The organism is Sporosarcina sp. ANT_H38, assembly GCF_008369195.1.
Taxonomy (GTDB): Bacteria; Bacillota; Bacilli; order Bacillales_A; family Planococcaceae; genus Sporosarcina.
In genome coordinates, this window is sequence record NZ_VOBC01000001.1 from 2,052,152 (window position 1) to 2,064,557 (window position 12,406).

Below are 12,406 nucleotides of genomic sequence, written 5' to 3' on the forward strand. Positions count from 1 at the left end.
TCATTTATTTATTGGCGAGATTCCGGGCGCCATTCGCTAGGGTCATAAATCAGTCCCGCTCTGCAGTTAGTACGAGGCGGAGCAGGCCTACTTAAGACCTGAGCACGTAAAACGGCACCCTACTCTTTTCTTACTCTGTATCTTCGCTTTTCACCTGTTTAAGAAGTGATTCGATCCGAGTTCCGTATGCAACGGAACTATCGAATTCGAATTTAATCTCGGGTGTTATTCGAAGCCTGATCCGCTTGCCGATTTCAGTACGAATATATCCTTTCGCCTGATTCAGCCCTCTCAGCGTATCTTTTTTTTCCGAATCTTTTCCAAGAACAGAGATGTAAACCGTTGAATGTTGAAGATCACCAGTCACCTCGACATCGGTTACTGTAACAAAACCGATTCGTGGATCTTTAATTTTTTGACCGATGATTTCACCAAGCTCTTTTTTCATCTGCTCTGCAACACGATTAGCACGCATTGTCATGGATGGTCACCCCAATCCCGTTTTAATAATAGTCGAGCGTTAAGTTGGACAATTCCCATTCTGGATTTGACTCCAAAAGCCGGATCGCCCGCCTAACTTCACGCTCAGCTGCATCTTTTGATGAGGCAACGGCAACAAGAGCGATTGTTGTTCGTTGCCACAGATCCTGATGATCTAGTTCTGAGATGGAGACATTATAGTCATTTTTGACTCTGTCCGTCATCCGCTTTAAAACAGACCGCTTCTCTTTCAATGAAGCCGCCTCCGGAATGAAGAATGAACATTCCGCATAGACAATCATACTCGTTTAATTTCTTCCATAACGAAGGCTTCGATAACATCGTCTACTTGAATATTATCAAAGTTTTTGATTGTAATTCCACATTCATAGCCTTTTGCTACTTCTTTTACATCGTCTTTAAAGCGTTTCAGCGTATCTATTTCGCCTTCGAAAATGACGATATTGTCACGGACAATACGAACGCTTGAGTCACGAGTAATTTTACCACTCGTTACATAGCTTCCCGCAATCGTTCCGATTTTAGACACTTTAATTGTTTCGCGGACTTCAACTTGTCCGATGATTTTTTCTTCATATTCAGGATCAAGCATACCCTTCATTGCCAATTCGATTTCTTCAATCACTTTATAGATAACACGGTGTTGTCTGATTTCAACGCCTTCTTCTTCAGCCGCGCGTTTCGCGTTGACGTCTGGACGAACGTTGAATCCAATAACAATCGCATTTGATGCTGCAGCAAGTGAAATATCAGATTCATTAATCGCACCAGCACCAGTGTGGATGATTTTAACGTTGACGCCTTCAACTTCAATTTTCATGAGTGAAGATGCCATTGCTTCAACCGTACCTTGAACGTCTGCTTTTACGATTAAGTTCAATTCTTTGATTTCGCCTTGTTTCATATGATCAAACAAGTTATCAAGTGTTACACGTGTTTTCTCAACTCGTTGATCTTGCAACGCTTCACCGGCTCTAGTTTCCCCGATTTGACGTGCTGTTTTCTCGTCTTCAAAGACAACAAAACGATCTCCAGCTTGAGGTACATCGCTTAGCCCTGTAATTTCAATTGGTGTAGATGGGCCAGCTTCTTTTACGCGTCGTCCAATATCACTTACCATCGCACGTACACGGCCGTATGTGTTACCCACTACTATCGGGTCACCTACACGAAGCGTTCCGTCTTGTACAAGAAGCGTTGCAACAGCACCGCGACCTTTATCAAGAGAAGCTTCAATTACACTTCCGCGTGCGCGGATATTTGGATCAGCTTTTAGTTCTGCAACTTCAGCAACAAGAAGAACCATTTCAATCAACTGGTCAATTCCTTCGCCTTTTAATGCTGAGATTGGTACGAAAATTGCATCTCCGCCCCATGCTTCAGCAACAAGGCCCTGATCTGTTAATTCTTGCATAACACGGTCTGGATTTGCAGAAGGTTTATCCATCTTATTCACTGCAACGATAATCGGAACTTCAGCCGCTTTCGCATGGTTGATTGCTTCGATTGTTTGTGGCATAACACCATCATCTGCTGCAACAACAAGAATTGTAATATCAGTTACTTTCGCACCGCGTGCACGCATAGTTGTAAACGCCGCGTGACCTGGTGTATCAAGGAATGTTATTTTCTTGCCTTTTTCTTCGATTTGGTAGGCACCGATATGTTGAGTGATACCACCCGCTTCGCCTTGTGTAACTTTCGTATTTCGAATCGAGTCCAAAAGCGTCGTTTTCCCGTGATCGACGTGGCCCATGATTGTGACGACTGGAGGACGTTCCGTTTGAGCAGTTGCTTTTTCTTCGTGCTCTTCGAAATATGTCTCTAGATCAGTTACATCGATACGAATTTCTTCTTCAACTTCAACTTCATAATCTGCACAGATGAGTTCAATCGCATCTTTGTCCAGTTCTTGGTTGATTGTTGCCATGATACCAAGCATGAAGAGTTTTTTGATAATTCCAGACGGTTCACGTCCCAGTTTATTCGCTAGTTCAGCAACTGACAGTGATTCGTAAAAAGTAATTTTTTCCGGTAACGGTTTTTCAACTTTTGGAATCGGGTTCGCCGGACGATATCTTCTGCGCCCTTGGTTTATCCCACGTGCCGGTGGACGACCACCGCGACCACCACCACCTGAACGGTTCGGTGCACCGCCGCCACTTGGACGACTGTTGCCACCTGGTGCTCCTGCAGGACGGTTGTTACCACCTGTTGAACCTTGTGCCGGGCGGTTGCCGCCTGTCGAGCCTTGTGCCGGGCGATTGCCACCTGTTGAACCTTGTGCTGGACGGTTGCCGCCTGTTGAGCCTTGTGATGGGCGATTGCCGCTTGTTGAACCTTGTGCTGGACGGTTGCCGCCTGTTGAGCCTTGTGATGGGCGATTGCCGCCTGTCGAGCCTTGTGCTGGGCGATTGCCACCTGTTGAACCTTGTGCTGGACGGTTGCCGCCTGTTGAGCCTTGTGATGGGCGATTGCCGCCTGTTGAGCCTTGTGATGGGCGATTGCCGCCTGTTGAACCTTGTGCTGGGCGATTGCCGCCTGTTGAGCTTTGTGATGGGCGATTGCCGCCTGTTGAGCTTTGTGTTGGACGATTGCTACCTGTTGAACCTTGTGTTGGGCGATTGCCGCCTGTTGAACCTTGTGTTGGTTTTGGAGTCATTTTTTGTTCAGCACCCTTCGCTTCTACTTTTGGTGCACTTTGTTTATTAACAGTGCTACTAAATTTAGTATTAAGCTTTGTAATTGAATCATTATCTAATGTCGACATGTGATTTGTAACACTTACATTTATCTTTCCAAGTTCATCAATGACTTCTTTACTCGTCCGATTCACTTGTTTCGCGTATTCGTGTACACGTATTTTCGTCATTAGTCCACCCCCGGTTATAATCGTTGAGTAGCTCGGATACTTTTTTAGCAAAACCGGCATCCGTTAGCGCAAGTACCACTCGCGCCTCTTTTCCAACTGCATGTCCAAGCTCTTCTCGAGTCCCGAAAACATGTCTCTCAACGTTGTAAAACGCACTTTTATCAGTTAATTTTTTCATCGTATTTTTAGATGCGTCTTCTGATACAATCACAAGACGCGCTTTGCCAGCACGAATTTCCCGAACAACCAAATCTTCACCCATAATAAGCATTCTTGCCCGCGCCGCCATGCCAAGCATTTGATAAATCCTTTTCGGATCTGTCATTTTAATGCCTCCCGGCGGATTGCGTGGAGAAGATCCTCGAATACCTGTTCAGGTACTGCCGTCCCAAGTTGACTTTCAATCGATCTGTTACGGCGCGCGGATTCAACTGCTTCTTCGGATTTAGACACATATGTCCCGCGGCCTGACTTCTTGCCAGTGAGATCAACTGAAACTTCTCCTTCTTTCGGGCGGACGATGCGGATCATTTCCTTTTTAGGGAACATATTTCCTGTCGCCGCACATTTACGCAAAGGAATTTTTTTCATGTTTGTCATGTGTGCACATCCTCCCTCTCAGTCTTCGTTTTCCGTATCCGTATACAGATCAATTGTTTCAATTCCAATGTCTTCTGTCACTTCATCTTCAACAAAGTATGGATCGCTTTCATTCGCGTCTTCATCCAACTGGACTTGTTCTATGATTAACGCACTAGTAGCTGACGGATAAATTCCAAGTTCGCGTGCATCCGTTTCGCTCTTAATGTCGATTTTCCAACCAGTCATTTTAGCAGCAAGTCTTGCATTCTGACCACGTTTCCCGATAGCCAGTGACAATTGATAGTCAGGAACAACAACCGTTGTCGATCGATCTTCTTCATTCACTTGAACGTCAATCACTTTTGACGGGCTCAGTGCATTTGCTACGAATATAGCCGGATCCTCTGACCATTCGACGATATCAATCTTTTCGCCGTTCAGTTCATTAGAAATCGATTGAACCCGCGCACCTCTTGCACCTACACATGAACCAACAGGATCTACTGCGTCGTTATTCGAATGGACAGAAATTTTTGAGCGATCGCCAGCTTCACGTGCAATCGATTTGATGTCTACAATACCTTCAAAAATTTCAGGTACTTCAGCTTCGAACAGCCTGCGCAGAAGTCCTGGATGTGTTCTTGACACGAACACTTGCGGACCACGTGATGTACGTTCAACTTTTGTAATATAGACTTTGATGCGATCGTGGGGTTTATACGTTTCTGTTGGAATCTGTTCCCCTACCGGTAAAACAGCTTCCACTTTCCCAAGACCTACATACAGATTTCGTGCATCAAGACGTTCGACAATTCCGTTGACGATATCATCTTCTCTGTCGACGAACTCTTCATAGATAATTCCGCGTTCCGCTTCCCTCACACGCTGCGTTACAACTTGCTTCGCAGTTTGTGCTGCAACACGACCGAAATCACGTGGCGTGACTTCTTCTTCAACAACATCCTCAAGTTCATAAGAAGGGTTGATTTTATGTGCATCTTCAAGACTAATTTGTAGACGCTCATCTTGGACTTCTTCGACAACGTCTTTTCTTGAATAGACTTTCATTGTCCCTTTATCAAGGTTCAAATCAACGCGCACGTTTTGTGCCTGATTGAAATTGCGTTTATACGCTGTTACAAGTGCCGCTTCGATTGCTTCTACTAACACGTCCCTAGAAATACCTTTTTGTTTTTCAAGGGCTGTTAATGCATCGAGTAAATCACTGCTCATGTTAATCACTCCTACTATTCAATTATGCGGAAAAGTCGATAGCCAAACGGGCAAGTGCGATTTTTTCCTTGTCGATTACTACAGTCAATTTCCTCGTCTTAATGCGCATTTCGACTTCTGCACCCTCAGGACCATACGCTAACAAATAACCTTCGAACTCTTTCATACCATTAATGGCTTCGTAAGTTTTAATGAATACGAACTGTCCAATCGCTTTTTGAAAATCTTCTTCCTTCTTCAACGGACGCTCTGCACCTGGTGAAGACACTTCAAGAAAGTAGTTTTGCGGAATTGGATCAGTACGGTCAAGCTCTTCACTCAACTTTTCACTAACTTGAGAGCACTGATCAATATCGATGCTTCCGTTAGGTGTATCGATATAGACCCGTAAAAACCAGTCTCTTCCTTCTTTAACGAACTCTACATCGACAAGTTCCAATTCTAGTTCTTCTATAATTGGAATGGCGATTTTTACGACTTCTTCCGTAATATTACTCATCTTAGCCCTCCCGAAATATTAATCAAATACGCCTCGGCGTATTTGCGCCCAGATTAAGTAGATTTACTTCACTACAAAATCTGTGGCATCCGCCGGAGGCTCTAACCTTATTTGATGAGAACCTAGACTCTCACTAAATAAAATTAAAAAACAGTACAGAACAACAGAAAAGAGCGGGAAATCCCACTCTTTTTGCGCAAGACTATTACAAAAGTTGTTCCCATCATACCATACGATATTTGCTCGTGCAAACAAACCGTACAAGAAGAGTTCAGTTTGTTTGTATAATTCCAGCTCCCTTTGCGGGGATTATACAATAGATGCCAAACAACTCCTCGTATTGTAATTCGAAAAACTCAGTGAAAATCCTAGAAGAGAGACAGCTGATTCGCTTCAGGCATGCCTTCCAGACAACCTAATGCATCCATATACTCGACAATCGTCTTCGAAACACGACCGCGCTGTTGGAAGTCCTCTTTAGAAAGGAACTCTCCATCTTTCCTAGCTTCAACAATTGAATTCGCAACGTTCGTCCCAAGAGACGGAACTGAATTGAATGGCGGAATCAGTGTATCGCCTTCAATAAGGAATGTTGTTGCGTCAGATTTATACAAATCGGGTCTTGCCAATGAAATACCGCGTTCCCACATTTCCAGCGCAATTTCAAGCACCGTCAGTAAACTTTTTTCTTTTGGCGTTGCATCCAGCCCTTTTGCATTAATTTCTTTAACTTGTGCCCGTACCGACGCAGATCCCTTCGTCATCGTCAGCAGATCAAAGTCCGTAGCCCGTATTGTGAAATATGTTGCATAGTACAAAATTGGGTGATGCACTTTAAAGTATGCGATGCGCAACGCCATCAGCACATAGGCAGCTGCGTGCGCTTTAGGGAACATGTATTTAATCTTTTTACAAGATTCAATGTACCAGTTAGGAACGCTTTGAGCTTTCATTTCCGCTTCAAACTCCGGTGTCAGACCGCGGCCTTTACGGACGAATTCCATAATTTTAAATGCCATCGATGGATCTAACCCTTGATAGATTAAATACACCATAATATCATCACGACAGCCAATAACATCTTTCAATTCGCATGTTTTATTCTGAATCAATTCCTGGGCGTTGCCGAGCCAAACGTCCGTACCATGAGACAATCCTGATATCTGAATCAGTTCCGAAAACGTTGACGGCTTCGTCTCTTCAAGCATCTGCCGAACGAATCTTGTCCCAAACTCAGGTACACCGAGCGTTCCCGTCTTACAACCGATTTGATCCGGAGTAACGCCAAGCGAAGATGTACCGCTGAATAATTCCATGACGCCTTTATCATCCGGTGGAATCGTAAGTGGATCAATTCCGGATAAATCCTGCAACATTTTAATCATCGTCGGATCATCATGACCGAGAATATCGAGTTTCAACAAGTTATTGTCGATGGAATGGAAGTCAAAATGAGTTGTCTTCCAGCTCGAATTCAGATCATTCGCCGGAAATTGGATGGGCGTAAAATCAAATATATCCATAGTATCTGGAACAACGATAATTCCGCCGGGATGCTGCCCTGTATTCCGTTTAACACCCGAACAACCTTGCACAAGCCGGTCAATTTCAGCCCCACGGAAGTTCAAATTATTATCATTCATATAGCCACGTACATAGCCATAAGCTGTCTTCTCAGCAACTGTTCCGATTGTCCCTGCACGGTAAACAAAATCTTCCCCGAAAAGTTCCTTCGTATAATTATGCGCGTGTGCTTGATAATCACCACTGAAGTTAAGGTCAATATCCGGTACTTTATCCCCGTTAAATCCAAGGAAGGTTTCGAATGGGATATCCTGACCATCTTTTTTGAACGGTGTATCGCACGTAGGACACATTTTGTCCGGAAGGTCGTATCCAGAACTAACGGACCCATCATCAAAAAACTCGGATATCTTACAGGTCGGGCAAATATAATGTGGCGGCATCGGGTTCACTTCAGTGATTTCCATCATCGTAGCAACAAGCGAGGAACCAACCGAGCCCCGAGATCCAACAAGATAACCCTCATCCAGCGATTTTTTCACAAGCTTGTGTGAGATGAGGTAGATGACCGCAAAGCCGTGGCCAATAATCGACTTCAATTCTTTTTCAATGCGCGCTTCAATGTTTTCCGGCAATTGCTCACCATATATTCCATGTGCCATTGAATATGTCAATTCGCGTACTTCTTCATCTGCCCCTTCGATTGTCGGGGTATAGAGATCATCTTTGATTGGTTTTACGTTACCAATTCTCTCTAAAATTGCATGTGGATTGTCGATGACAATTTCTTCCGCAACTTCTTGACCAAGAAACGCAAATTCTTCTAGCATTTCATCCGTTGTCCGGAATTGGACTGCCGGCAACGAATGCCTATTCATCGGGTTAGCTCCACCTTGTGATCTGACCAGTACTTGGCGGAATACTGCATCCGTTTCATCAATGTAATGGACATTTCCTGTTGCGCAAACCGGGAGACCGACCTTTTTTCCAAGTTTGATCAATTTCCGCATAATATCTTCCATATTCCACTCATCGCGAATTAATTCAAGTTCAAGCAGATGCGAATAAACCGGTTTTGGATGCACTTCAAGGTAATCGTAAAACTTCGCGATTTCCTCTACTTCTTCCATCGGTTTCTGCATAAGCCCCTCGAACACTTCACCTTTATCACAACCAGAACCAACAAGCAGCCCTTTGCGGTATTTAACAAGCAATGAACGTGGAATACGCGGAATGCGGTAAAAATAATCCATATGTGAGTAAGAAACGAGTTTAAACAGGTTCTTCAAACCTTCATCATCAACCGCTAAAAGCGTACAATGCGATGGCCGAGACCGTTTGTAGACGTCACCTTCACCAATATGGCGGTTAAAGTCATCCAAGTATTCGATACCTTTCCCTTCCGCATCTTTCAACAAACGAAGGAACAGATGCGCAGTCGCTTCGGTATCATAGATTGCTCGGTGAGCCTGAGTCAGTTCGATTCCGAACTTTTTCGCTAGCGTACCTAGCCGGTGATTCCCCATCTCTGGGTAAAGGAAGCGAGCCAGTTCGAGCGTATCGATAACTGGATAGGCTGCAGCTTCCAAACTCGCCTTTTTACATGCCTCATAAAAGAAGCCCATATCAAATTTCGCATTATGAGCGACTAGAATCGAGTCACCGATAAATTCGATGAAATCTTTCGTGACATCCTCGATTTCTGGTGCATTTTTCACCATATCATCGGTAATTCCCGTCAGCCTAGTCGTTGTAGAAGATAGTGGATGATGCGGATTGGAGAATCTTTCGAATGTCTCAACAATCTCACCGTCTTTCACTCTGACTGCAGCGAGTTCAATGATCGTGTCATACACCGCGGAAAGCCCCGTCGTCTCAACATCAAATACAACAAATGAATCATCTTCAAGTTTTCTATGCTGTTCATCAAAAACGATAGGTACTCCGTCATCAACCAAATTTGCTTCTAGTCCAAAAATGACTTTCACACCATGCTTTTTCCCAGCATTATACGCCTCTGGAAATGATTGGACGTTCGCGTGGTCCGTAATTGCGATTGCAGGGTGTCCCCATTTTGCTGCCTGCTCAACAAGTGCAGATGCTGATACAACGGCATCCATCTGACTCATCGTCGTATGCGCATGCAGTTCAATCCGTTTTCGGTCCTTCGGCGCCTTGTCTTGCCTGATAATAGGCGACACTTCCATAACATCTTGAGCCATCATAATAAGATCACGAACAAACGTATCGTTTTGGATACCGCCGCGTGCTCGAATCCATGTCCCTTTTTTCAGCGCCTTCATCATTTCCGCATCTTCGTTATCACGCGAGAACATTTTAACAAGAATTGAATCCGTGTAATCTGTCACTTTAATCGTCAACAGTGAGCGTCCGCTCCGCAGTTCACGAACATCCGTGTCAAACACATAGCCTTCTATTGTCACACGACGTTCTTCGTCCTGAATATGCTGAATTTCGAGCATAGGCTCATCTGGTTTAATTGGTGTTCCGAGACGGAATGGTCCAGATACAGTGCCACTTTCTTTCTGGGATGTTTCCCTTAGTTTTAAATCTTCAAGCGCTTTTTTACCATACGCTTCCTCTTCCGCTAGCCGTTGCGCCATAAATGCTTCACGGGCAGCTTCCGCTCCGCTATCTTCCACTGTCAATTTGAAATCGACGGCAGGTCGCGGAAAACCAAATGATGTATAGACGTCTGAAATGAGTTCAGCATATTTACCTTTCATCATTTGCAGTTCCAAATCACTTGTACACAGAAGCGTCATTTTCCCACCCGTCATGATCGGCTTTTGTCCAATAAGACGTTCTCTAATTGGCGGTGACATATCACTCAGCTCTTCAATAATAAAAGGCCAATAATCCGATAGTAATTGTCCATCCACTTCTTGCGTTTTGGACGTAATATGAAGCTTGATCGCCGCAATCGCAGCAAATGTTTTATTCACACGTTGCGAAAACACTGTATACACATCCGCCGGTAACGGTTTTTCGAGCGTCAAATTAAATTGCCACACTCTCGATTTCCGATGAATATTCACACGGTTAAGTTCCGCATGTTCAAAGTGAATGGCATATTGATCATCCGTCATCTCGATTTGCTGCAGCAAGATATATAATTTATTTATAGCGTTCATAAGCCTCTCCTATCCCTCATCATTAAGAAAAGCGCAAGGCGCCGTACAGCCCCGAGGGGTTGGCGCCTGGAGCTAGACAATGTTCTAGGTCAAAAAACGTACTCTTTCTTATCTTTCGAAAAAGAAGGGAAGTACCGACATGCGGCCTTCCCTTCTCATTAGTTATTCAGCTGTAAAAAACGCTTGTAACTTTTCAGTTATTTCTTCTTTTGCCCATTCAGCAGTCTCTCCGGTTTGTCTGAATTTTATTTCGACAATCCCTTCCGAAGCTCTCTTTCCGACTGTAATACGGATTGGAAGACCAATTAAATCCGAATCCGCGAATTTAACACCCGCCCGCTCCGGACGATCATCATAGAGAACATCGTATCTATAAGATTTCAAGACTTTGTATAATTCATCAGCCAATTCCTTCTGGCTTTCATCTTTAAGATTTACAGCAATTAGATGGACTTCAAATGGCGCGATTTTCTTCGGCCATTTCAAGCCTTGCTCATCATTATACTGTTCTGCAACAGCTGCAAGAATACGGGAAACGCCAATGCCATAACAGCCCATGATGTACGGCTTCGATCTGCCATTTTCATCAAGGAACGTTCCTCCCATAGGCTCGCTATATGTAGTGCCCAGTTTGAAGATATGTCCAAGTTCAATTCCTTTAGCAAACTTAATGGTACCGTTGCCATCCGGAGATGCATCTCCTTCAAGTATGAAACGAAGATCTTCATAACGATCCACAGCAAAATCACGTTCTGGATTGACGTTCGTCAAATGGAAACCATCCTCGTTCGCTCCGCAAACACCGTTTACGATTGATGCGATTGAGTGATCTGCAATCACTTTGAGATCTAGAGGAAGTTTAACAGGTCCAATTGAACCAACACCACAAGAAAGAAGTTCAGTAACGTCGCCTTCAGTAGCGAATTCAACTTCTGAAGCACCAAGTACATTTTTCAGCTTTATATCGTTGATTTCATGATCTCCACGACAAAGGACTACAATTAGCTCGTCATCTGCTTTGAAGATAAGTGTCTTAATAAGACGAGTTGCATCAACATTAAGGAATGAAGCGACTTCGCTGATTGTTTTTTGGTCAGGCGTTGCAATTTTCTCCACTACCTGTAACACTTCGTCCAGCTTTTCATAGTTAACATTCACTTCGGCCATTTCAATATTAGCGGCATATGACGAAGAGTCACTGTACGCGATTGTGTCTTCTCCAATGTCAGATAGCGCCATGAATTCATGTGTATCTGTACCACCGATTGAGCCACCATCTGCCATGACCGCACGGAAATCAAGACCAAGCCGTGTAAATATCTTTGTATAAGCTTGCATCATTTCCTGGTATTTCTCATCAAGACTCTCTTCCGTAGCGTGGAAGGAATACGCATCTTTCATTATGAATTCGCGTCCTCGAAGAAGACCGAAACGTGGACGCTGCTCATCCCTGAACTTCGTCTGGATTTGGAACATTGTCAGCGGTAACTTCTTATACGATTTCACTTCATCACGGACAAGAGAAGTAATTACTTCTTCATGGGTCGCACCGAGAGCAAATTCCCGTTTATGCCGATCAGTCATTCTGAATAGCTCAGGACCATACGAATACCATCTTCCCGTTTCCTGCCACAATTCCGCTTGTTGCATTGCAGGCATAAATACTTCTACAGCCTCGATTGCTTCCATTTCTTCACGGATAATCGTCTCGACCTTTTGAAGTACTTTCTTCCCTAAAGGCAGGAATGAATAAATCCCACTTGTATTTTGTCGGATAAAACCTGCACGTAAAAGTAATTGATGGGATTTTACATCAGCATCAGAAGGTATTTCACGCATTGTAGGTATGAATGTTCGTGATTGTTTCATCTATTTCCCCACCTTGAGTAATGTTTTTAGAAGTCTTCGTTAATTGTCTAGACTCGATTCGCTTCTGTCCTGTCGTTAAAGGCAAAAAACGCCTTCTCCGACAGGTCTTTCAGCAGGACGGGATTGAACTTCATCCCTCCTACTTGTCGGGGCTAAGCGGCGCCTTGCACT

Annotated in this window: 9 protein-coding genes; all 9 read right to left on the reverse strand. The window is 44.1% G+C overall.

Annotated elements, in window-relative coordinates; genetic code table 11:
- Window positions 1-130 precede the first annotated feature (130 nt).
- The gene (rbfA, locus tag FQ087_RS09685; protein ID WP_149580241.1) at window positions 131-481 is read right to left on the reverse strand and encodes a 30S ribosome-binding factor RbfA; all 351 of its coding nucleotides are present in this window, start codon (window positions 479-481) and stop codon (window positions 131-133) included.
- Between the two features lie 22 nt (window positions 482-503).
- Complete coding sequence (locus FQ087_RS09690; RefSeq protein WP_067211147.1) at window positions 504-782, reverse strand: DUF503 domain-containing protein; 279 nt, start codon at window positions 780-782, stop codon at window positions 504-506.
- The gene (gene infB, locus FQ087_RS09695) at window positions 779-3,373 is read right to left on the reverse strand and encodes a translation initiation factor IF-2 (RefSeq protein ID WP_149580242.1); all 2,595 of its coding nucleotides are present in this window, start codon (window positions 3,371-3,373) and stop codon (window positions 779-781) included. The genes FQ087_RS09690 and infB overlap by 4 nt, the downstream gene beginning before the upstream one ends.
- Window positions 3,321-3,698, reverse strand: a complete 378-nt coding sequence (locus FQ087_RS09700; protein WP_149580243.1) for a YlxQ family RNA-binding protein — start codon at window positions 3,696-3,698, stop codon at window positions 3,321-3,323. Before FQ087_RS09700 ends, infB begins: the two co-directional genes overlap by 53 nt.
- Window positions 3,695-3,973 (reverse strand): RNase P modulator RnpM, encoded by a 279-nt coding sequence (gene rnpM, locus FQ087_RS09705; RefSeq protein ID WP_067211155.1) that lies wholly within the window; start codon window positions 3,971-3,973, stop codon window positions 3,695-3,697. Before rnpM ends, FQ087_RS09700 begins: the two co-directional genes overlap by 4 nt.
- Before the next feature lie 18 nt (window positions 3,974-3,991).
- Window positions 3,992-5,188, reverse strand: a complete 1,197-nt coding sequence (nusA, locus tag FQ087_RS09710; RefSeq protein WP_149580244.1) for a transcription termination factor NusA — start codon at window positions 5,186-5,188, stop codon at window positions 3,992-3,994.
- A 22-nt stretch (window positions 5,189-5,210) separates the two neighbouring features.
- A complete protein-coding gene (rimP, locus tag FQ087_RS09715) occupies window positions 5,211-5,687 on the reverse strand; it encodes a ribosome maturation factor RimP (protein ID WP_149580245.1) in 477 nt (158 codons plus the stop codon).
- 368 nt (window positions 5,688-6,055) lie between these two features.
- The gene (locus tag FQ087_RS09720; protein ID WP_149580246.1) at window positions 6,056-10,366 is read right to left on the reverse strand and encodes a PolC-type DNA polymerase III; all 4,311 of its coding nucleotides are present in this window, start codon (window positions 10,364-10,366) and stop codon (window positions 6,056-6,058) included.
- A gap of 162 nt (window positions 10,367-10,528) precedes the next feature.
- Complete coding sequence (locus FQ087_RS09725) at window positions 10,529-12,235, reverse strand: proline--tRNA ligase (RefSeq protein ID WP_149580247.1); 1,707 nt, start codon at window positions 12,233-12,235, stop codon at window positions 10,529-10,531.
- Window positions 12,236-12,406: the final 171 nt, after the last annotated feature.